Annotated in this window: 13 protein-coding genes; 4 read left to right on the top strand and 9 right to left on the bottom strand. The window is 52.5% G+C overall.

What is annotated here, in order from left to right:
• Positions 1 to 245: 245 nt before the first annotated feature.
• The gene (locus M2298_RS18675; RefSeq protein ID WP_122966513.1) at positions 246 to 1,124 is read left to right on the top strand and encodes a 5'-3' exonuclease; all 879 of its coding nucleotides are present in this window, start codon (positions 246 to 248) and stop codon (positions 1,122 to 1,124) included.
• Positions 1,125 to 1,230: 106 nt separating this feature from the next.
• Here M2298_RS18675 and M2298_RS18670 read toward each other — a convergent pair whose 3' ends face one another.
• Together M2298_RS18670 and M2298_RS18665 are read right to left on the bottom strand one after the other, a co-directional pair.
• Positions 1,231 to 2,994 carry a VWA domain-containing protein gene (locus M2298_RS18670; protein ID WP_280648866.1) on the bottom strand — a complete coding sequence of 588 codons (1,764 nt, stop codon included), beginning with the start codon at positions 2,992 to 2,994 and terminating at the stop codon, positions 1,231 to 1,233.
• A gap of 12 nt (positions 2,995 to 3,006) precedes the next feature.
• A complete protein-coding gene (locus M2298_RS18665) occupies positions 3,007 to 4,308 on the bottom strand; it encodes an AAA family ATPase (protein WP_280648905.1) in 1,302 nt (433 codons plus the stop codon).
• A 263-nt stretch (positions 4,309 to 4,571) separates the two neighbouring features.
• Here M2298_RS18665 and M2298_RS18660 point away from each other — a divergent pair, with 263 nt between their 5' ends.
• Together M2298_RS18660 and M2298_RS18655 are read left to right on the top strand one after the other, a co-directional pair.
• Positions 4,572 to 5,969, top strand: coding sequence for a hypothetical protein (locus M2298_RS18660; protein WP_173599354.1), 1,398 nt, complete (start codon positions 4,572 to 4,574; stop codon positions 5,967 to 5,969).
• A 132-nt stretch (positions 5,970 to 6,101) separates the two neighbouring features.
• Positions 6,102 to 7,136 carry a YkvI family membrane protein gene (locus M2298_RS18655; RefSeq protein WP_173599353.1) on the top strand — a complete coding sequence of 345 codons (1,035 nt, stop codon included), beginning with the start codon at positions 6,102 to 6,104 and terminating at the stop codon, positions 7,134 to 7,136.
• Positions 7,137 to 7,206: 70 nt separating this feature from the next.
• Here M2298_RS18655 and M2298_RS18650 read toward each other — a convergent pair whose 3' ends face one another.
• From M2298_RS18650 to M2298_RS18640, 3 genes are all read right to left on the bottom strand, one after another.
• A complete protein-coding gene (locus M2298_RS18650; protein ID WP_122966517.1) occupies positions 7,207 to 7,704 on the bottom strand; it encodes a hypothetical protein in 498 nt (165 codons plus the stop codon).
• Between the two features lie 13 nt (positions 7,705 to 7,717).
• Positions 7,718 to 9,265 (bottom strand): SMI1/KNR4 family protein, encoded by a 1,548-nt coding sequence (locus M2298_RS18645; RefSeq protein WP_280648865.1) that lies wholly within the window; start codon positions 9,263 to 9,265, stop codon positions 7,718 to 7,720.
• Positions 9,266 to 9,508: 243 nt separating this feature from the next.
• The gene (locus M2298_RS18640; protein ID WP_280648864.1) at positions 9,509 to 10,978 is read right to left on the bottom strand and encodes a protein adenylyltransferase SelO; all 1,470 of its coding nucleotides are present in this window, start codon (positions 10,976 to 10,978) and stop codon (positions 9,509 to 9,511) included.
• A 206-nt stretch (positions 10,979 to 11,184) separates the two neighbouring features.
• Between M2298_RS18640 and M2298_RS18635 the strand changes: the two genes are divergently transcribed.
• Positions 11,185 to 15,030 carry a reverse transcriptase domain-containing protein gene (locus M2298_RS18635; RefSeq protein ID WP_280648863.1) on the top strand — a complete coding sequence of 1,282 codons (3,846 nt, stop codon included), beginning with the start codon at positions 11,185 to 11,187 and terminating at the stop codon, positions 15,028 to 15,030.
• A 74-nt stretch (positions 15,031 to 15,104) separates the two neighbouring features.
• On the opposite strand, the gene M2298_RS18630 is transcribed toward M2298_RS18635, so the two are convergent.
• The 4 genes from M2298_RS18630 to M2298_RS18615 form a co-directional block, all read right to left on the bottom strand.
• Positions 15,105 to 17,075: an AraC family transcriptional regulator gene (locus M2298_RS18630; protein WP_280648862.1), complete on the bottom strand. Its 1,971-nt coding sequence runs from the start codon at positions 17,073 to 17,075 to the stop codon at positions 15,105 to 15,107.
• 285 nt (positions 17,076 to 17,360) lie between these two features.
• Positions 17,361 to 18,731, bottom strand: coding sequence for a catalase (locus tag M2298_RS18625; protein ID WP_280648861.1), 1,371 nt, complete (start codon positions 18,729 to 18,731; stop codon positions 17,361 to 17,363).
• Between the two features lie 404 nt (positions 18,732 to 19,135).
• The gene (locus M2298_RS18620) at positions 19,136 to 20,839 is read right to left on the bottom strand and encodes a DUF6138 family protein (protein ID WP_348521716.1); all 1,704 of its coding nucleotides are present in this window, start codon (positions 20,837 to 20,839) and stop codon (positions 19,136 to 19,138) included.
• Positions 20,840 to 21,138: 299 nt separating this feature from the next.
• Complete coding sequence (locus M2298_RS18615) at positions 21,139 to 22,146, bottom strand: helix-turn-helix transcriptional regulator (protein ID WP_280648860.1); 1,008 nt, start codon at positions 22,144 to 22,146, stop codon at positions 21,139 to 21,141.
• Between the last annotated feature and the right edge of the window lie 51 nt (positions 22,147 to 22,197).

Raw genomic sequence — 22,197 nt, 5'->3', positions numbered from 1 at the left:
TGATTCCTCCCGACGCGTTTTTTTCTCCCGGGACGGATTTGAACCGCCTGCTGCTCGCCTCTCACCGACTGAGACCGGAAGATGATTTTGAGGGCCAAGAGGTGGTTGTCAACCTCTTGTGATACTATCATCCCACGAGATCGCATCTCCATACGCTCCAGCGAAATGTAAAATCTGACAAAGTTGTCCCGGCCCTTTATGCTATAATGAGGCGTATAGTTTGGAGCTGAGAGGGGTTAGCTTTTGTGAGTGAATCAGGAAAAGTATTGCTCATCGACGGCATGAGCTTTTTATTTCGCGCGTTTTACGGGTCTGCCTGGGGCGGTGCCTATCGGCAAACCTCCACAGGTATTTACACGAATGCGGTGTACGGTTTTACGAAAATGATGCTGGATTACGCCGAGCTGGTGCGCCCGACCCACCTGATCGTCGGCTGGGATGTGGCGTCGCGCGAATCGCTCGTGCGCAGCCAATGGTTTGACGGCTACAAGTCCAATCGCACGGCGCCGCCGGACGAGCTGATCCCGCAATTCGACCTGGTCAAGGAACTGACCGCTGCCTTTTCCGTCCCGAACATTGGCTGTCCGGGATACGAGGGTGACGATGTGCTCGGCACGCTGTCCACGCGTCTGTCTGACGAAGGACATGAAATCGTCATTGCGACGGGCGACTATGACAGCTTGCAGCTCGTCGATGAAAAAGTCAGCGTGAAAATCCTGAAAAACGGCGGCAAGCATGAGCATTACAACCCGGCGAGCCTGCTTGCTTTGCGCGGGATTTCTCCGGAGCAGGTGGTGGACGTCAAAGCGTTGATGGGCGATACGTCCGACTGCATTCCGGGCTGCCCGGGAATCGGGGAAAAAACGGCGACGAAGCTGATTACGGAGCACGGCAACCTGGACAACCTGTACGAAAACTTGAAAAACTGCACGCCAAAAATGCGCAGCAAGCTGGAAGAACATCGCGATCAGGTGTACTTGAGCCAGAAGCTGGCGACGATTATTCGCGACGTGCCTGTGGAGTTTTCCATGGAGGAAGCGGCCTGGACGTACGATTCCTCGACTGTGCTTGGCAAATTTGAAGAACTCGAATTTGGCCGCAGTCTGGCGACAAGAGTAGGTTAATCATAAAGCCGATAACCGCTGCGCTCCGACTTTTCCCGTAGAAGTCGGAGCGTTTTTTCGTGTTTACCTGTCTCGGCGACACAGTGAAAAAACACCTCGCTGGCTATCAACGAGGTGTTCGCTTGTATGGATTTGCTTTTTTCACTTGCTCCTGGCGGGAAGACTCAAACACGTCGAGCAATAGCCCGGTATTTTCTTCCCCTTCTGCCTCCCAGCTCGTAGCGAAGCGAACCCGATGAGAGACGCCAAACAAATCGTACGTCTGGACAAGATGCTGTCTGGCGGAACCGACAATCAGGCTGTGCAGGCGCACTTGTTTCTTTTGCCCGAGGGCAACCAGCTTTTCTTGTACGTAGGGCGAGATTCCGCCAATGCCGTCCGTGATCATCACAAAATCGGCTCCTTGCCACGCTTTTTCCGTCTCGACAAGCTCCATCGCCCGCTTCATCGGCGCATCAAAATGCGTCCCTCCGCCAAACACCATCTGCGCCAGACTGTAAAAAGCCGCCCAATCCGGCTTGCGATGATACAGCGGCTGCTCCTTCAACTCTCCTTTTGCGCCGAACAAAAGCAGGACGAAATCCCGCTTTTCCAGCATGGACAGGGCGGCAAACGTCATGAGAAAAATTTGCGCCAGACGCAGCTTCGCGCCGCGCATCGAATGAGAGGTGTCCAGCATGCAGATGACAGGCCCTTTCGGCGGTTCCTCTACCCAACCGGACGTATCGTACGTCATCAGTTTTTGCTCCACCCATTTGAGCAGGAAGTAGTTCTCGAAGTCCGGATCGGCGAGCAGTACGGCTTCGCCTGGCAGCATGTGGGCAATATCGCCCGATTGCCGCAAATCGTAGTATTCCTCCGGCAAATGACGGGAACGAATTTCTTTTCGCCGTACCCGAAAGCGATGCACCTGACGACCGACCTCGTTTAAAAAGGCAACCAGATCGGGATGGCGCTTCAATTTTTCGATCCACTTCAAATACTGCTCAAAGCTTTGCCTGCGCAGCTTGCCCAAGTCGTGACCCCAACTGCGGTTGGCAAAACGCTGGCTTGCGGCGAACACTTCATCGACAAACAGCGTATCCAGCTCTTCTGTGGAAAGCGTTCCTTTCAAAGACTGCTCCAGCCACTGGCCGAGTTCTTTTTCCAGCGCGTCCATGGCGTCTTTTTCCTGCTTTTGCAGACGATCAAGCTGCTTTTCCCGCTGCGCCAACTCTTCCTCCAGCTTTTTCACTTTTTGCAGCAGTTTGGCTCGCTTCGTGAACTGCACGCTCATTTCCTCGCGAAGCTGTGCGATTTTCGTTTGCAGAGCGAGAATTTCCGCACGCACGAGTGGCTTGTTGTCCAGCGCCTCCTGCTTGTCTTCCACCACACGCTTGCCTTGTTGCAGCGTATAGCCGACAAGCTCCAGCTTTGCCTTTTGCTTTTCCGTCAGCAAATCAGCCAGCTGCGCCTCTTTTGTCCCTTCCTGTCCCTCCTGCTCTTTCAGGCCAGCGAGCAGCGGAGTGAGTTTGCGGTCTTTTTGGCGCTGCTTCACTTCGTCCGCGAAAGTCTCCGTGAGCCACAAAAGCGACTTGATCGCCGTCTTGAAAGCGGCACTTTCGTTGCCCATCGTCCGGGGATGGATCATTCGCGTAAAATACTGCTTCATCAGCATGCGAATCAGCCAATGGTGAAAAGGGATCGATTCCTGGCTTGCATCAATCTCGGGCTTTTCCAAGTAAAACACGAGAAAAAAGTCTGCGAGCAGCTCGCGATCAAACCACTCGGCACGGGTTTGCGCTTCTAGTACCCATTCCTGGGCTGTGCGCGAAGCAGCGAGATACGTCTCAAACAGATAGCGATCGACCCCGCTGGCACGAATCATCATCGTCGCTACCCCCTATAACGTAAAATCGTACTCCGCTCCGGCAATGTCTTTATCGAAAATCGTCCGGTACGTCTTCTGCAACTGCTGCAAAATGCGCTCGCCTTCGATACGCAAGTACGAGTATTTGACCGTATATTTTTCTACGTTGTGAATCAAGCGGTTTTTTTCCAGCACATACGCCCCGAGATCGTGCTCGCGCTTTTCCCACTGGATCAGGCGGTTGCGCAAATCTTTGGCCGTCTCTTCCAACTCGGCCCGACATGCTTCCAGCAGCTGTCCGTTGCGCTCCACGGCTTCTTTGCCCAGCTTGGCGCCGACTTCCTTTTTGAACTGGAAAGCGTGCAGTTCCGATTCCTTTTCCTTCCATTTATCTGCGGTTTGCTGCAAGCGCTGCAAAGGCAGTTCGTTTTCCAGCTCAGTCTTGAGCATTTGCGTGAATTGCTGCTCGAACAGCTCGCGCATGACCGGCAAGTCTTCCGGCAAGTCCCACAGCATGTGCGGCGTAAACACCGTATCCCAGATCGTCACCTGCTCCCGGCCGTGCAGGGCGGCAGACGTGCGCCACACCCCGGCGATTTTGCTCCAGCGGCGGTCGGACAGCACGTAATCTTTTGCTTCCATGTCCTGTTTGATCCGGTACAGGAAGTAAATCAGCGCCTCCGGTATGGTCACTTGCTTCGCCGCTGCCTGAATGTCTTTCATATCGTACAGCGAGAAAACGACGGGAAGCGGGCCGCTCGGCAAGGAAAACATCCGCTCGTAGCTCGACGCCTGCTGCAAGTAATGAACTTCGTAACGGAACAGAAAACGGTCGTACAGGGCACTCAACTGCTCGTCATCTTCCGGCAGCTCGTTGGAAGCCGCCATTAAAAATTGCAGCGGGACTTCTTCCCGCTCCCGGCCGTTGAAGTACAGCCGCTCATTCAAAATGGACAGCAAGGCGTTCAAAATCGCACTGTTCGCCTTGAAAATTTCGTCGAGAAAGGCAAACTGCGCATTCGGCAAATAGCCTTCCGTTTTTCGCACGTAATGGTCGAGCTTCAACTGTTGAAGCGACACGGGGCCAAAAATCTCGTATGGCGTGGTAAAGCGGGTCAACAAGTATTCAAACCAATGCTCAGAGCCGAACAACTGTGCCACGGAGCGAGCCAGCTGCGACTTCGCCGTTCCCGGCGGGCCGATCAGCAGCGCGTTTTCCCCGCTCATCATGCCGAGCATCAAAAGGCGTATCAATTCACTTCGCTCCAAAAAACGGCGCTCCAACAGCTCGATCGCCTGATCCATTTTTCGCTGGATTGGTGTTGTCGTATTCATCGTCGTTTGGCGCACTTTCGCATCATTTCGCATCATCACGAACGGCGCCGTTCCCCCTCTCTTGCCTCGTGCCCTCATCATCGATAAGTAGATCGTGCTTGGCTTGCCTCTTGCTCATTTAATAGTGGCATATTGTGGACGAAAATGCCAGTTTTCGAAGCGTCAGCCTTCTTAGGCGCACGGGCTTTCACCCATGAATTTGCTTGTGCATATGGTGTGGCAAAAGGGTGTAAGCGACTCGAAAAAACGAGAGGAGGTACAGCATGGGGATTGAACTTGCGTGGTTGCACGGTGTGTATGTGTTGTTCGTACTCGGCATCATTTTCATGATGGTTATGCGCAGGGACACCAGCTTGATCAGTATCGTCGGAATCGCGCTGCTGGGTCTGGTTGCCACCGGATCAGTGACGTCAGCCATCGGCGGGATTTTCGGCAGCTTCATTTACGCCATAACCGAGCTTTTGCCGACGATTTTGGTCATCTGTATTATCGTGGCGATGAGCCATGTGCTGACAGATACAGGGGTCAACGAAACGATGATCCGCCCGATGACCCATTTGATTCGCAATGCTACATTGGCGTACTGGGTGATCGGGATTGTGATGATGGTCATTTCTTGGTTTTTCTGGCCATCGCCTGCCGTCGCCCTGATCGGTGCGGTCATGCTGCCCGTTGCCTTGCGCGCAGGGCTGCCTGCGATGGGCGTGGCGATTGCGATGAACCTGTTCGGGCACGGAATTGCGCTCTCCGGCGACTTTGTGATCCAGGGAGCGCCGACGTTGACAGCGAAGGCGGCGGGCTTGCCTGTTCAGGACGTCATTTCCGCCAGTGTTCCGCTCGTGATCGTGATGGGCTTGGTCACGACGATCATTGCCTTCTGGTATTTGAAAAAAGACATGCGGCTGGGGAATATTCCGGCGTCCACAAACGACACGCCAGCAACCGATCACGTCTTTAGCGCGGCGCGTGTTCCGCTGCCAACAGGCACCCGGCGTTTGCTTGCAGCGCTCGTTCCGCTTTTGTTTGCGCTCGATGTGGCCGCGATGTTCGCCTTCGATTTGCGCGGCGGCGATGCGACAGCGCTGGTCGGGGGAACCGCTCTCCTGATCTTGCTGATCGCGACGATGCTTACCCACAAACAAAAAGGGCTGGAACAAGTGACCAGCCACCTGATTTCCGGTTTTCAGTTCGGATTTAAAGTGTTTGGGCCAGTCATTCCGATTGCCGCCTTCTTTTACATGGGCGACAGCGGGTTTGTCAAAGTGTTCGGTGAGGTGCTTCCGGCAGGCTCGCAAGGTATCGTCAACGATTTGGGCGTGGCACTCGCGCACACGATTCCGATCAGCAAAGAAGTAGCGGCGCTGACGGTAGCGGCTGTCGGCGTCATCACAGGGTTGGACGGTTCGGGCTTCTCCGGCATTACGCTGGCAGGCTCTCTCGCCCAGCTGTTCGCGACCGCGCTCGGGGCAGGCGCTGCTACCTTGACCGCTCTCGGACAGATTGCCGCCATCTGGGTAGGCGGCGGAACGATTATCCCCTGGGCCTTGATCCCCGCTGCCGCGATCTGCGGCGTCGACCCGTTCGAGCTGGCGCGGCGCAACTTGTATCCGGTCGCAATCGGCCTTTTGGTGACGACAATCGTGGCGATGTTCCTTTTGTAGCTATCAAACAGATTTTGATCCATAAAAAAAGACGAATGGCCTAGTCGCCGTTCGCCTTTTTTTCTTCTGTTTTGGCCCAAGCTTCATACACTTGTACTAGCATCCCATTTGGAATGGAAAGGAAAAAACGCTATGAAGCTGTGGGGAAAAAGTATCCAGGTCGCGGCGACTTACATCGGCACCGTCGTGGGAGCCGGATTTGCGAGCGGCCAGGAAATTCTCGCGTTTTTCACTTCATACGGCCATGCTGGCACCGTCGGCATTTTGCTCGCCACGTCGCTGTTCGTCTGGCTTGGCTACAAAATGATGCTTCTCGCCCATCAGCTGCGGACCCCTTCGTATGAATCGTTCAACCAAAAGCTGTTTGGCCCGATGATCGGCCGCACGATGAATGTGCTGGTCTTTTTGACCTTGTTCGGCGTCACGACCGTCATGCTTGCCGGGGCTGGCTCTGTATTGGAGGAGCAGTTCGCGATTCCGTATTTGGCTGGAACAGCCGGGACGGTTTTGCTCGCGCTGTTGATCTTGAGAAAAGGGCTGGATCAGCTTCTCTTGGTCAATGCGATCGTCGTCCCGTCCATGCTCGTCTTCGCCCTGCTGATTTTGCTCGACAACAGCGTCGAATCTCCCTTGCCGCTCGCCAAGCCCTCCAACTACGCCTTCCTCTGGAAAACGATTCTTTACGTGTCCTTCAATCTGGCGATGGCCCAATCTGTCCTGATCCCGATCGGTTATGCGATCCGCGAAAAGGTTGTCCTGTTCCGGGCCGCCGTCATCGGTGGAGTCGTGCTCGGTTTCATGCTGCTCGTCGTGCACACGGCCATGTTGGCAAACTGGGATGACGTGCGCTTCATGGACATTCCGATCTTGTTCATCACGGATCGCTGGAACGAATGGCTTCAGCTGTTTTTCGTGTTTGTCCTCTACTCCGAGATTTTTACCACGCTCATCTCCAACGTGTTCGGGATCGGTCAGCAATTGCGCGAGCTGGTGAATTTGCCGGAGTCGAGACTTTATCTGTTTCTGTTCGTGGCGGCTTTTGTCTTGTGCCTCATCGGCTACAGCCAGCTGCTCATGTTTTTGTACCCGTTGTTTGGCTATTTGGGGCTGTCTACGCTGTGCCGCATATCGGTTCCTGCGATACGGTTGCCGCGCGGGAAGTGGTGAGTGGCGCGTTCATGGATGGATGGCACGGATGGAGCACAATGCCTCGGAACGGTCAGTGTCGTCTGTCTGTCTAAGCCCCCGACTTTTTGCCGATGATCGTGCAATCCGCGAGCACGAGCCAAAAGTTGTCTTCTGCATAGCCTTGGATTGTTCCCTGCACGATATAGCCCGGGTACATTTCTTCCCGTTTGGACTTTGCTCGAAGCGGCGCATCGTCTGCTACTGCATACACCTCATCGCTCACCTTGATGATGACGCCTTGCGGATAGAACATGGCAATCGTTCCCGTCACCGGATCACCGGGCAAAAAGCGCTGCTTCGCTTGCTCAAAAGCCGCCTTGCAAGGCGCTGTTGCCTTTTGCCAAATCGCCTGAAACGCTTCACGGGAAATATCCTCATCGCCTTCATAGCGCTCCACGACTTTTTCGCTCAGCATGAAATCGGGTGCCGCAGACACAAGCGACTGCCCGTCAGTAACCGTCACTTGCCGATAGGCGATCCCATTTTCATCCAGTTCAAAATAGTACAGCTCATTCTCTTCGACGCCATGCGCTTGGAGGTACAGCATCTGCCTCCCCCTTTTATGACCGGACATACGCGTGCCAAATTTCGTCTTCCTCGTCTGTCATATTGCCTGTGATCGTCGAGAAATCGATTTTTCGTTCAAAGCAGTCTTTTAACCGGGCGAATTGCTGGTACGAGCCTGTTATTTTGCGCAAAGAAGCCGATTTGCCCAGCTGCTCCAGCTGCCCAAGCTCGTCGCAGCCGCTAAATTCCAGCGATTGGAGGTTTTCCAGCTCGGCCAGATGTGAAATATCAGCGATGGCCGTTTTTCTCAGCTTGACGGTTTTCAATTGGCGGCAACCGCGCAAGAACGCCAAATCGGCGAGCGACATGTCTTCCAGGCTGATCGTTTGCAGATGGACGAGTTTGCCCAGCACCTTAATCGCGTCTGCGGCATTTTCGCCAAGTCCGGAAATTTTCAGCTCGGTGAGCGTCGCAAGCTCAGCCACACTGTTCAACATGGCCGCGTCCGGACGACTGATGGCGAGGCTTTGCAAGCTTTTGACACGAGCAAGCGCGGAGAGATCGGAAATTCGCGTCTCGGTCAGGTCCAGCTCCGCCAGCCTGGGCAAAGACGCAAGCGGCGACAAATCCGTTACGTCTGTCTGAGCCAGATTGAGCATTTGCAAGTACGGCAACCCTTCCAGCGGAGTAAGATCCGCGATCGGGTTTTTCCCCACGTACAATCGTTTCAGTTGCTGGCAGCCGCTGATCGCTTCAATAGAAGTAAGCTTGTTTGCACTCAGCACCAGCTCCCGGACTTCGCGGCAATGCTTGAGCGGAGTGAGATCAGTCAAGCCTTCGTTAATGAAGTAAAGCTGTTTGGCGCGCAAAAATGGCTCTGGCGAATCCCCGTTTGCCTGGATGCGCTCTCGCCAGCTTTCCGAAAGACTGTCTAGCCATGCTTGCGGGTCTGCGATACCTGGATCGATGCGCACTGGATGGTAGACCGGAAGCTCCAGTTTGCGGATGGCATCGAGAAAATGAACGGGACCTTGTTGACCGAACGCCCAGAAAAGCTGGTCTTCTTCCTCGTGGATGGAGTAGTTTTTCGCTTTTGCCGTATCATGGATAAATTGCAGCATTTCGGTCAGATTATGGGCAATTACGTATTTGACATGTTCGTCGCGGCCAAAATTGATCACTTGCCCGCTTTTACCCTGCTCGTCCGGATCGAGGTCGAGTCCAAGGTGGTTTCCGCCCCAATCTTTGCTGATCGGCAGCCAGCAGCGGTTAATATAGCGTTCTTTGATCCAGCCAGGCGGAACCGAGTAATGATCGCCCTCGATTGCGTAGTCGCTCTCCAGGTCCGCCCATATTTTCCATTCCGCCACCAAATCCGTTAACGAGAGCAAGGGCAGCCCGAAAAACAGGCCTGGCCCGTTCTCCTTTTCTCCGTTGCAGACCTGGTATAGTTCTTTCAATTCGCCAGGCAGTTTCATGCCAAGCTCGGCTTCTGCTCGCTGAATCTCCTCTAGCGAAGCTGGTGGATGGAACGCTTCCGCTATGCCCGGCACCTCTGTGCGCAGCAGCCCAAATATATCCTGAATCAATCCTCGAATCATGGAATCTCCTCCCCAAGCAAATCCAATCGGCGCCTGCACCAAACTTGGCTGCGCCGCTGGAATATTTTCTCTTTTCAACCAACCCATTTTAGCATACCGCCTATTAAAAAGAATGTTGCTATTGGCATAGATCACGCACGAAAAGCAAAGGCACAAAAAAAAAACCTCTGCTTATAAACAGCAAAGGTTTCTTTACCAAGCTTAGCTTGGAATGGATCGCGCAATTGTCAAGTCGATCACGTATTACGTGCCGCAGTACGTCCGATAAGGCCCGCACGATTCCGGCGGCAGCGACGCGTACTCCGCCTGCTCCGCGGAGTGCGCATAAGGATTGGCAAGCGCGGCAAGCAGTTGCCGAAGCACGCTGTAGTCGCCGTCTTGCACAGCCGCTTCCAGCGCCGCCTCCACACGGTGGTTGCGAGGAATCACGGCAGGATTGCTCTGTTTCATCAACTGCAAAACGTCATCCGCAGATTGAGACTGACGCGCCAGTCTCGCTTGCCATTTCTCCTGCCACGCGGCAAACTCGGGGGTGGCAAACAGCTCGGAGCCGTTCAAGCGATCAAAAGTCAGGGCGAGAAACGTGTTGGTATAGTCCGCCCGATGCTTTTGCATCAAGCCAAGCAGTTCTTCCATCAGCGAAACATCGTCGGCTTCTTCGCCAAACATCCCCAGCTTGCCCCTCATCCCGGCCAGCCATGTGCCGTAATATTGCTCGGCAAACTGGGAAAGGGCTTTCTCCGCCATTTGAATCGCCTGGGCCTGATTGTCATGCAAGAGCGGGAGCAGCGTTTCCGCAAAGCGCGCCAAATTCCACACGCCGATTTGCGGCTGGTTTCCGTAAGCGTAGCGCCCCTGCTGATCAATCGAGGAAAACACCGTCGCCGGATCGAACGTATCCATGAAAGCGCACGGCCCGTAATCGATCGTTTCTCCGCAAATCGACATGTTGTCCGTGTTCATGACTCCGTGAATAAACCCGACGAGCTGCCATTTGGCGATCAGCTCGGCTTGACGGCGGATCACTTCGGCCAGAAAAGCGAGATAACGGTTTTCCGCTTGGGCGGCTTCGCGATAATGTCTATGTATCGTATAGTCGGCAAGCGCCTGCAACTCCTCGGCGCTGCCCCACTTGGCGGCGTACTGGAACGTCCCGACGCGAATATGGCTGGAAGCGACCCGCGTGAGCACCGCTCCGGGCAGATCGTCTTCGCGAATGACAACTTCACCCGTCGTCACCACCGCCAAACTGCGGGTCGTCGGGATGCCAAGGCCGTACATGGCCTCGCTGATGATATATTCGCGAAGCATCGGCCCGAGTGCGGCCCGTCCGTCGCCGCGCCGGGAATACGGTGTGCGTCCGGGACCTTTCCATTGCAGATCAAACCGCTCGCCCTCAGGGGTCACTTGCTCCCCGATCAAGATGGCGCGCCCGTCTCCGAGCATCGTAAAGTGGCCGAATTGGTGCCCCGCGTACGCCTGCGCGAGCGGCTTTGCCCCTGCGGGAATCCGGTTTCCGGCAAACACCTCGGCCCCCGCTTGCCCATCCAGTGCATCGGTTTGCAAGCCAAGTGCGGCTGCCAGCGGGCGATTGAAAATAACGAGCTGCGGCGAGCGCACAGGGGTAGGATTTTGCTTGGTGAAAAAGGTGTCAGGCAAGGAAGCATAGCTGTTGTCGAAATTCCATCCTGCCTCAGTATGGGCTTGGGTCATCGTTTCCCTCGGCTCCTTTTGTCTTGTCGTGTTTTGTTCATTTTACCAAAGTGACGGGGAAAAGCATGCATGGGATTTAGTCTAGTGTGCCATGTGTGCTACTATTATGGCTATCAGTCACTATTTTTCGGAAACAACAAAACTGGCACCGATGTGCGACCAGCATCTGGGAACTGTCCCGATCGGGCATAGCAGTAGGAGGAAACATGTCTATTATCGACAAAAAATATGGGATTTTGTCCCCTCAGAAACAATACGTAACGGATACAGTCATCTTGGCTCAGGCATGGAAAAAGTCACACAATTACATCCGCAGGCATAATTGGTATGCAAATGTGCTGGAACTCGATCTTTCCACGCTCGACCTGGAAAATCGCTTGAATGAGTGGTCTCAATCTTTGGAAAGCGAAGAATACCGTCCCGCAAAACTCAGACTGGTTCCCGCTCCCAAAACCTGCACCTGGGAGTTTACTTCTAACGGCTGGCACCCTGTTAAAGAGAAGCTTGAAAGCGACAAAACCTATTTGAGACCGCTCGCCCACATCAAAATCCAGGACCAAACCATCGCATCGGCGATCATGCTGTGCTTGGCCAATGCCATCGAAACACTGCAAGGCCCGACAGACATTCCAGATTATCATGAAGCTCAGCGAAAACAAGTTTTTAACTACGGAAACCGTCTGTATTGCCACTGGGACAAAAATGAAGACGGAGAATCCATCGCTACATTCCCGTGGGGCAACTCGAAATGCTATCGAATGTACTACGATGACTACCAAAAGTTCCTGGAACGTCCGAAGCACTTTTGCCAACTGTACACGCATCTGAATCGTCGGGGCACAAAGCATTACGTCTTTTCACTCGACCTGAAGAGCTTCTACGACAGTATTGACAGAGCCGCATTAATTGACGAAGCAGAAGAGCTTTACAACGAATACGTGGAAAGGTTCACGCTAGACGATTCGCTTCAAGCTGATCCTGATTTTTGGGAAATGGCCCGAACTGTTTTCGATTGGGAATGGAACGACTCCGACCAAGCCATGGCAAAACAAGTGCTCAACAAAGACACGCTCCCTGATGGTATTCCACAAGGTCTTGTTGCGGGCGGTTTTTTTTCGAATATCTACCTGCTGCGATTTGATCAAGAAGTAGGAAAAAGCATTCATCAAAAAGTTGCCTCATCAGACTTTTCCGAACCGTTTATCATTCGCGATTACTGCCGCTATGTCGACGATATCCGTTTGGTAGTAGAAGCTGCTGACACCGTTGAAATCGAGCAACTGAAACAAATGGTGACAGAGCATATTCAAGCCAAGCTCAATTCGCATTTGAGCCAAATGGGGGCTGAACCAGATTCCTTGGAGATTCACCCCGATAAAGTCAGCATACAAAGCTATGAAGAAATTTCCAATCAGAGTGACCTCTCTGGCCGCATGCAAATCCTGCAAGGAACGTTAAGTGGCACCCCGGATATCGAAGCTTTGCGACAAATTGTCGGGGGTTTAGACGGTCTCATCCAATTGTCTGAGCAACTTGGCGATTCGGCTGTCGAACATGTAAACAATCTTGCCCTGTCAAAAATCGCCGTCAAGAATGCGGACGTAAAATCCGACACATTGAAGCGGTTTGCAGCGAAACGACTTGTAGACGCGTTAAGGCTGCAAAAAAGCATGATCGGTTCCAGCGATCAGAACCCTACCGTAAACAGTCATATCGACCACGATTTTGAACTGTACGCCAGGAAATTAATTGCCGTTTGGTCGAAAAATCCATCGTTAAGCTCCCTGCTGAAGTTTGGGCTCGATCTCTTTCCTAGCGCAAAACTGTTGAAAGTCGTAACGGAAGCTCTTGAGCAAAAGCTTTATATGAACGTTAACAATGATACAGAGCTCAGCCACCAAAAGCTCGTGATGGAATACGTTTCGGCGGATATTTTGTGCGCGTGTTCTGTCTGGATTGGTCACCACTCGAAAAAGCATGATCCTGAATATGCGGATTTGCTTGCTTTTCGCGAACATCTCGCCGTTTTTGCAAGGAAGATACTAGACGCTCAGGACAAAATGTCCTGGTATGTGAAACAACAAGCTGCTCTCTATCTTGCTTCGGTTGGCCAAGCTTACGTTTTAAATGATGAAAGCAGCGAGTTGCAGCCTTACACACTTTTACATCGTGCGCTTCTTTATAGTGCGATCACCAGTAAAAATCGTAAGGATATGCTAACGATGGCCTTGATCGTCCAACAGCTTCATCCAAATCCTGACAGGTTCAGTTCGTGGTTTGCGGAAGCCTATCAGAAATGGAAGAGGCAGCCTATGCAAAAAATTCGGTCGTTAAAATTCCTTTGCGCGAATCGCCCTGATCTGCTTCAGAGGATTCTCTCAAGCCTGACCATCGAAACAGAGATCGTCCAGCAGGTGCCTGAGCTATCCTCCATCATCTATCGCAATTCGCTCAAGAAACAAGCAGACTGGTCTTCTGCAACTGCAACGAATACGCCTGTCAGTCTCGCCAGTCTCATTACGAGCGCAGATAATCCTTTTCAGCAAGAAAATGCTTTGCTGCATTTGATGTTGGAGTTGCTGAAGCCTGGCTCGGGCAAAGAAGATGCATTTACCCGCTTGAACAGCGAAAACGGCCTGTCCATCGAAGATTTGCAAATAACGATGACGGACAAAGAAGCTTGGCAAAATCCTTATAAAAAGCCGTTTGCCATCACGGTAACCAGTACAAAAAGCTCATACTCTTTGCCAACCCCGCACTGGGTAAAAGCAGAATGTCGGTGGATGTACAATCTCGGTTGTATTTTACGGGCTTGCCTGACTGGCGAATACGACTACACGACGAACTCGTTTCTGATGCGACAAGACCATTCCGTTTCGGCTGGGTACAGAGGATTGCGCTCCACCTGGTTTTCACGCCGCTTTGGCATGTCCAGCCTGGCGAGCAGCCTCTTCCCGGAGCCGTTGCCCTTGTCCCCTTGGATGAGCGAGCTGTTGTTCCTGCTTTTGCAATGGCCGGGTATCGATTATCGCGAAAGGTTTGTTCACGGGATTTCTGCTGCACAGTCCGACCGCAAAAAATGGCTGAAAATCATTCAGAACCGTATGCAAGAGCAGCAGAAAGTATTTGGCAAATGGTCCAACACGCCAGGATACGTATTGCCTGTCAAACTGCAAAAGCGTCAGGACGACCGCCTGTTCCGTGTCGCCATCGTCCAATCCTTGCTGCCATACATGGACGATTTTAACGCCAAAGATCCGATGCACTGGTCTTCGGACTTCCGCGAGAAACACCGTGCTCATATCGCGGACCTTTGCCACATGGTTGAGAAGCATCTGGCAACTTGGCACGCTGCTATAAAAAGATCAGGCAAGGAGTCCGCTTATGTTGCTGATCTGATCGTCTTTCCTGAGCTGTCTGTCCATCCCGACGACATCGACTACTTGCTGAGACTCTCCCACAAAACGAAAGCAAGCATTTTTGCGGGATTAGGTTTTCAAAAAAGAGCATCCGATCAAGCCACGGTGAATCAAGCGATTTGGATTCTCAATTCAGACGAAAATCCACTTGTTGCCGTGTGGCAAGGCAAGCAGCATATGACGAAGCTGGAACGCAAAATGAATATCCAAAGCCACAGACCTTACCAAGCCTATGTCGAGTTTCAAAAAGGCAATCAATCTATACGCGTGGCGGGAGCTATTTGTTACGATGCAACCGACATAGCACTGACGGCCGATCTTCGTGATATTTCCGACATGTTTGTCATCTCGGCCCTGAACAAAGACATCGGGACGTTTGACAACATGGTTTCCGCCTTGAATTATCATATGTTCCAGCCTGTCATTCTTGCCAATACAGGTGAATACGGCGGCTCATCTGCCCAGGCGCCTTTTAGTGGACACGAAAAAATCATTGCTCAAGTACACGGGAAAGATCAGCTTGCCATCAGCATGTTCGATATCGATCCTACCTTATTTAAAACCAAGTCACGTTCCTCCAAGCCAGAGCCACAGGTAAAGTCACCTCCTGCAGGCTTTGCAGGAAGAAAATAAAGCAAAAAAGGCCCATGCAGAGTTGACAAGGAACTTTGCGCGGGCCTTCGCTTTTTCCAAAATGGTCAAACGGATTACTGCTTCGTCAACCAATCGGCAATCTCTTCCGTCTGCGACAACACCGCAATCGGGTCGTAGTACCAGGAACGTTCTTCCTTCCAGACGTACACATGGTTGTTTTTCACAGCGTCGAGCGACGACCAGAGCGGATCTTTTTTCAAGTCTTCCAGCGTGTGACTGTTCGAAGTCAAGATGATATAGTCTCCGGCGTATTGGGACAAAAGCTCGCTGGACAGCTCCAGCCACTGCTTCTCCTGCAGCGTTTTGGCGATCGCAGCTGGCGGCTTCAAGCCCAGCGCCTGATAGACAGCCTGTCCGCCCCGGCCAAAGTTGTCGCCATAGACGAACATCTGCTTGTCGGTCAGCTCAATAATCGAAAACGACTTGCCTTCGGGAATGACTTTGCGCACGCGTTCTTTCGCGGCGGCGATGCGCTTCTCGTAATCCGCCAGCCAGTCTTTTGCTTCCTGTTCCTTGCCGAGCAGCTTGCCGAAGAAAGTCAATTCCTCTTGAATATTTTTCAACTGTCCATACGGAATGGAGATCGTCGGGGCGATTTTGGACAACTGATCATAGCGGCCCTGGTCGTCGGATGATTCCGTGACGATCAAGTCAGGCTGCAAGTCGATCACTTTTTCCAAGGAGCCGTTGACATCCCCGATGTCCTCGACATTTTTCAGCGCTTCGGTAATATACGGGTTTTGGCGATGCAAGCCGGGCGCTCCGATCGGTGTGACACCGAGTGTAATCAGCGTGCCCAAATATTGATCGGCGACGATGCGCCTTGGTGTGGCTGGAACGACGACATCCCCTTTGACGGTGGAAATGACTTGGGTTTGCGAACTCGCCTTCGCTGGCGTGGAGCTCGTTTGCGTCGAGCGATTGGCGTCTGATGCAGCGCTTGTTTCCGTCTGGTTCCCGTTCGCCGCCTGACTTGGCGCTCCCGCATTGCCGGAGCACGCGGCAAGCATCAGGGTCAGGCAGAGCATGACGGTTGCCGCAGCAGATGGTTTGGCAGGTCTGTACATGGTTTTGCGTCCCTCTTTCTTGTATGGATAATGATTCTCGCTATCAATATAACGGCGAAAATCGAGAGCGGCAATGGACGATCCGATGATGGTTGCCGGACGATCTACTGTTTGCGGCGTCTGTGCTTTTGTCGCCCGAAAACGCGCGGGCGATATTCCGTATACTTTTTTAAACAAGCGCCCGAAATAATACGGGTCGCGGTAACCGACACTCTCGGCGATCTCGCGCAACTGCCGATCTGTTTCCACCAGCAGGCTTGCCGCCTTTTCCATCCGTACGCGAATCAGGTAGTCGATCAGGCTGTAGCCTGTCTTTTTCTTGAACAAGGCCGATAAATGCGGGACGCTGTAGCGCAGCATTTCCGCGAGCGCCTCCAGCGTAATCGGCTCGGCATAATGGTTCTGAATGTACTGCTTCGCCTGGGCGGCGGGATCGGTTTCCAGCCGTGCCCCTTTCGAATCGAGCAGTTGACGATGCACGGCGCTTACAAATTGATAAAAGAGTGCCTTTGTCTGGAAGCGCTCCAGCTCGCCCGTGCATTGCCACTGTTCGTCCATTTGCTTGACGAGTGCAAGCAGCTCAATCGGCTGGCACGGCTGAAAGCTGTACGGCAGCTGAAACGGGTCGCTTTTTCGCAGCAAGTTGACGATTTGCTGCCGACTGGTCAACGGGATCGCGGCCCGATAAAAAATCAAGTAGTATTCAAATACGTCCTCTGCCAAAAAAATGTCCAGAAGCGTCCCTTTTCCACTATGGGCGATATCGTATGGCTTGATCGCGTACTCGCTGCCATCCAGACAAATCTGCGCCTTTCCTTGCGCAGCAAACAAAAACGTACTGGCCGGCAGCTTGTACGAGCGCGAGCCGATTTCTCTTCCCAATATCTGGTGACGCACATCCAACACTTTGATGGACGCATGATTCCAGAGCATGATATGTTCGATGACGCCCTTCATGTCTATGCAATCCCTCCATCTTTTTGTTTCCGTTCCAACTCTCGTCATTATAAATGAAAACGATTATCATTCACATAAAAAAATAACAGCCACAGGCATACTGCGCCTGCGGCTAGTTCGTCTTAGCATGATTAAGGTGCTTGAAGTAACCGTCTACTTACGGTTATGGCGTGATTTCCATCAAAAGCTCGCTGACGGGTGTTCATTTCTTCGCTCTTGGCATTTTTTCGGAATGTCGAGAAACTCAGCGTCTTATTCCGGAACGTTTCGGATTCTCTGTTGTTGCTATCTCTTCCCGTTGCTCCCGATCTGCCTGGCAACGCGTTCCCCCAGTTCCGGGCTCGCCTGGGTTAGATAGCCTAGCACAATCCGCTGCAACTCCGGCACGGCAGCTCCAAGATCGGAGGCAATGTTGTGGACTAAGTGCTCCTGAAGCACAGGCGACAGCGAGTTGTAAAATTGCCCCGGCTGCGTGAAGTCATCCTCTTTTGGAGGTGCAGTGCGCTCAAGCCGCCCTGCCACATAGTTGCCGGTGCCGCTTGTTACCTCGTCAGATGGCTTCCAGTCCGCCTGATGGTTGATCGGGATGCTGCGGAAATTCGGTCCCAACCGATAACGCTGTGAATCCGTATAAATATTGGCGCGGCCTTGAAGCACTCTATCCAATGAAAACTCGGCGCCGTCCAGCATATTGGACGGAGAAAAGGCCAGCTTCTCCACCTGTTCTTTATAATTGTCGGGGTTGGTGTCCAGCACCATCTTGCCGACTGGCAGCAGTGGGTACTGCCGCACATCCCACACCTTCGTATCGTCCAGTGGATCGAACGGCAGCGTAGCTTCGTCCTGCGGATTCATGAGCTGTACATACAGCCCGTATTCCACTGTTTTTCCTTGAGCAATCGTGTCATAGAGATCCTTGCCCGCATAATCTGGGTTCTCGCAGGCGAGCCGCGCCGCCTCCTGACTATCGATATACTGCACGCCAGCCAGCGGAACCCAGTTGTATTTCACATAATTGCGGACATCCTGCTCATTCTTCCAAACATAAGTACTCACGCTGTAACCCGGAATGTGACGGAAGCTCTTGACTGTTCCCAGGTCGGAGTACAGTTGCAGCACGAAATGCGTCGCCTCCGGATTTTCTGCGTAGAAGCTCCAGAACCGATTAGGGTCCATCAAGTTGTTGACGGGCGACGGATTGAAGGCGCTGACCGTCTCTACAAACCGCATGGGGTCCCGCACCGTAAACACGGGAAGATGGTTGCATATTAAGTCGAAGATACCTTGCTCGGTATAAAATTTAGTCGAGAAGCCGCGCACATTGCGCGAAGTGTCCGGCGTCCCCCTGTTGCTGGCCGCCAGCGAGAATCGGACAGCAACGGGTACTTGCTGGCCCGGATGCTGCAGGAAACAAAGCTTCGTGTAAGCCGCCATCGAGTGAAACGTCTCGAAATAGCCAAAGGCTCCGAACCCCTTCACATGCAACGGGCGCTCTAATATGGTCTCATGGATAAACGTTTCATTTTTTTCGTGCAGCATGGTGTCTTGTTCTAGAATCGGTCCACGCTTCCCAACCGTCTGCGAGTAGCGCGACGGTTGCGGGCCGTCTTGCCACCTTTGATTGTGCGTCTGATCGCGAGCGTTCTTGTCGTCCATTCCTCTACCTCCCATGCCTACATTCTCACCAATATGTATGCATGGCTATAGGTTGGTTATGACTACGCGTCCAATGCCGATCCGCACGCCGAGAGCAGCAGCCGTCACAGCAAAAGCCCGCTCCTAGGGTGCAGCATGACGAACGCTTCCGCCTCGTTGCCATATCGTGCGGAACGAATGAGGATCTCCACAGCCACTGCGCCCAGTGTACGAATTACTTCCACCGTCGACGTATGACATTTCCTGTACAAAAAAACTGGTGCCTGAATCACACCAGTTCGAAATAAATTTGGAACATTAATCAAGCGCGTGCCCTATGAATTTACGTGCGAATCAAATCAACCACCCGCTCCCAAAAACCATACAGCGACCGCTCAGACAGAGTGTCCCCTCTTATACAACCATCATTTTCCAGACTGGTCTTTCGCCAAATCCAGCAAGGCCGACAGCCGTTCTGCTTTCTCCCCTTTTGCTTTGGCAGCGATCTTTGCAAGCTTGTCCAAACCACCCCAGACGATGTAAATGACATGCTCGACTTCAAGCGGCTCTTGCGTTTGCAGCAAATCGAGCAACAAGCTCAAATTAGGCTCTTCTTCCAGCTCTGACTTGATCTTCACTTTCGTTGCGTCGGTGCCGTGCACCAAGCACGCGACCAATGTCGGGAGCGACTCTGGATGGACGCCGTGCTTCTCGACGAAGGCAGCCGTAAAATAATCTTGCACGGACTGATGCTCCAGATCGATCGTGTCCAAATACTCCTCCACCAAAGCAAAATACTCAGCGTCCGCCAATCCCAGCCCGAAGACGGCATATGTGCCAGGCAGTGCATTTCTCTCATCATCGGCATCCGTATACCACTCATAAGTGACCATGGCAACGCGGGCGTAATCGGCAAGCAACGGGTGCAAGTTCGGATAAGCCAGCGCGTTGGCAAAAAAGCGATGGGTTCCCGACTTCGCCAATCCTTTGATCGGCAAAAACTGCTTGACGCCGGATTTGAGCTTGATTTGATAGCTTTTCGGAAAACCGCTCTGCAACAACGCGCAAAGAAATGCAAGGGCCTGCGCATAGCTCTCTTCGCGCTCCTGCTTGATCGAGATCGTCACGGTGGCAAAGACGTCATTTGCCAGGCACTCGACCTGTTCGTCACGCAGAACGGTCAGCTCGCGGGAGAGCGTGCCGCTGCCTTCCTTCATGAACTGCGAAGCGCGCTTGCTGCCGAGTTCAACAGCCCGCTCCAGCCAGGCAATTCCTTTTTGTCTGCTATAGGACGGTTCATACTTGATCACAGCGACGGCGGCATACAGGAACAACTCCATAGCCCCTTCGTCGATGTGCGCAGGATCGAAGCCGCTCTTTCGTTGATAAGTCTTTTCCTGCCACGTTTTGGCCACGACATCAAAATAAAGCGGCAAAAACGAGCCTTCCACCCAGTCTGTCAAGGCATTGACGATCTTGTGCTGATGTTCGCCAAGCTGTTCTTTTTTGCTTTTGTTTACTTCCAAAATGCGATCAAACACCCGGATGGCTTCGTGGCAATCCGTCTCGGGAAACAGCGAACGGTTCAGCAGATGACGCGAAAGGAAAAACGTCTCCAGCGGTTTGGTCGGGCCAGTTGAAGCCGAAAACAGTTGCGTGCGATAAGCGGAAATCTCCGCCAGCAGGCGTTGCTGTTTTTCCGCGTTGAACAGCTCGACAATCGGCAGCTTTACTTCCCCTGTGTCTGTCTGAAACTTGCCCCAAAACGAAAACTGGTAGTTAATCAGCGCTTGGGACGAGAGAGTTTCCAGCTTTTCTTTTATATAGGCGGCAAGATGCGGGACGACCTGTTCCCGCACGTCTGTCTCTGACAAATCCGCCTGCTTCGATCCTAAGCGCCGAAAGTCTCCTGGCGTGTCGTCAAAATCAAGCTCCCAATCATCCAGCTCCATCAGGACAACGCTGGCCCGATCATTTTTGTATTCGAGCATGGCAGAGTCATGAATGCCCACTTGCAAAGTCGTGCGGCGGACAATCTCATCGGCGTCTTTTTCCTCGATGTAGGCGAACCATTTGTCAATGGCTTGCTCCATCTTATTCACTGTTGGTTCCAATGTAGAATGGATCACAATCGTTTCAGCCTCCCATATCTTCCAAGGGGGAGCGTACAGCCTATCAGAACATACATTCTCTTCCCCGGTTTTCTCTCATTATAGTAGATTTCAGCCACTTTTCCAGAGAATGACATGAAAATCCGCCCAAATGCCTAGTCGGGAAAAGAATGCCTTGGCTATTTTCTTAATGTTCGCCTTTAACCTCATGATCATGGACGGCGAAAAGTATTACCCCCGTGATTTTTTTCACTTCGAGCCGATCATAAAGAAAATAGGCGAATATTATTACCGCCATAACAAATTATAGTTCGTAATTAAACAGTCCGAAATCCCCTGCTCTTCAAGTAAGCAGACGGATTCACCCCGTATTTTTTCCGGAACTTCTCAGCAAATTGTCCCAGGTTGTTGAACCCTGCCATGCTGGCGGCATACGTGACATTGACGCTGCCCTCCTCCAGCAAGCGTCTCGACTGCTCCAGCCGCTGATCGATCACATAAGCATGCACAGGCAAGCCGAACAGCTGTTTAAAGCCTTTTTTCAACTTGTATTCATTGAGGCAAATTTGCCGGGACAGCTCGGCAAGACTGGGAGGCGACAGCAGATTGGCATCGACGATTTGTTTGGCTTGCCACAAACTGGTCAAGTCCGTCTTGGACAAGGTGACTTCACGAGGCAGCGTGTCTTTTTCCCGCAAAATCTCATCGATGTACACGGCCAACAGCTCCAGCACCTTTCCTTCCAAATACATGCGTCTGACTGCGGCTTGATAGGGACAATTCAACATTTCGTGGAGGATGCGCCTCACCAAAGGCGTCATTTTTTTGTTGTCGTACAGACTGTCATGTGCCGTCAAGCGTGCCCATTGCTGTTCAAGCGAAGCGATGGGCCACGCCTGCATCAGTTTGTTTACGTCCAGCTTTAGCGTCAGGCTGTGAAACCTGCGCGCGGGATCGAATTGGCACGTGCTGCTCGTCATCGCTCTCCCGAAGGCGGTCACTTCACCCGAAGCGATTCCATAGTCCCGATGTGTGTCCGTTGACAACCATTGCATCCCTTCTCCCAGGCAAAAGCATATTTTCATCCAGTCGTCCTGTTCCGTGCTGCTCATGCTCAATTCCTCGTGTAAAACGATGTCGCAAACCATTATTTCCAGCATCGTGTTCAGGCTGGTTTTCTGCCAGTACCCTTTGCCGATCTGATCGGGCAACGATAACGTTTGCTGAAACGAACCATTTTGATAGAGCGCATTCAAATCGGTTGCGAGCGCACAATGCTTGTCCTTGCGATTCTCGATTGCGTACCAGTGTGCCGCTTGACTCATGGGGTCGTTCACCTCTGTGTTGTTTCTCTCATCTGTGATCCAACGACAATA

The organism is Brevibacillus sp. 1238, from assembly GCF_029892995.1.
Classification (GTDB): domain Bacteria; phylum Bacillota; class Bacilli; order Brevibacillales; family Brevibacillaceae; genus Brevibacillus; species Brevibacillus parabrevis.
The sequence above is the reverse complement of the archived record's forward strand: the minus strand, read 5'-3'. Positions and strand labels throughout refer to the sequence as shown.

What these genes read in the sequence shown, in the direction of transcription:
- M2298_RS18670 (WP_280648866.1), bottom strand. Translation starts at nt 2,994, where the DNA reads ATGATGATTCGTGCCAGCGGGGTCGATCGCTATCTGTTTGAGACGTAT.
- M2298_RS18665 (WP_280648905.1), bottom strand. Translation starts at nt 4,308, where the DNA reads ATGAATACGACAACACCAATCCAGCGAAAAATGGATCAGGCGATCGAG.
- M2298_RS18660 (WP_173599354.1), top strand. Translation starts at nt 4,572, where the DNA reads ATGGGGATTGAACTTGCGTGGTTGCACGGTGTGTATGTGTTGTTCGTA.
- M2298_RS18655 (WP_173599353.1), top strand. Translation starts at nt 6,102, where the DNA reads ATGAAGCTGTGGGGAAAAAGTATCCAGGTCGCGGCGACTTACATCGGC.
- M2298_RS18650 (WP_122966517.1), bottom strand. Translation starts at nt 7,704, where the DNA reads ATGCTGTACCTCCAAGCGCATGGCGTCGAAGAGAATGAGCTGTACTAT.
- M2298_RS18645 (WP_280648865.1), bottom strand. Translation starts at nt 9,265, where the DNA reads ATGATTCGAGGATTGATTCAGGATATATTTGGGCTGCTGCGCACAGAG.
- M2298_RS18640 (WP_280648864.1), bottom strand. Translation starts at nt 10,978, where the DNA reads ATGACCCAAGCCCATACTGAGGCAGGATGGAATTTCGACAACAGCTAT.
- M2298_RS18635 (WP_280648863.1), top strand. Translation starts at nt 11,185, where the DNA reads ATGTCTATTATCGACAAAAAATATGGGATTTTGTCCCCTCAGAAACAA.
- M2298_RS18630 (WP_280648862.1), bottom strand. Translation starts at nt 17,075, where the DNA reads ATGAAGGGCGTCATCGAACATATCATGCTCTGGAATCATGCGTCCATC.
- M2298_RS18625 (WP_280648861.1), bottom strand. Translation starts at nt 18,731, where the DNA reads ATGGACGACAAGAACGCTCGCGATCAGACGCACAATCAAAGGTGGCAA.
- M2298_RS18615 (WP_280648860.1), bottom strand. Translation starts at nt 22,146, where the DNA reads ATGAGTCAAGCGGCACACTGGTACGCAATCGAGAATCGCAAGGACAAG.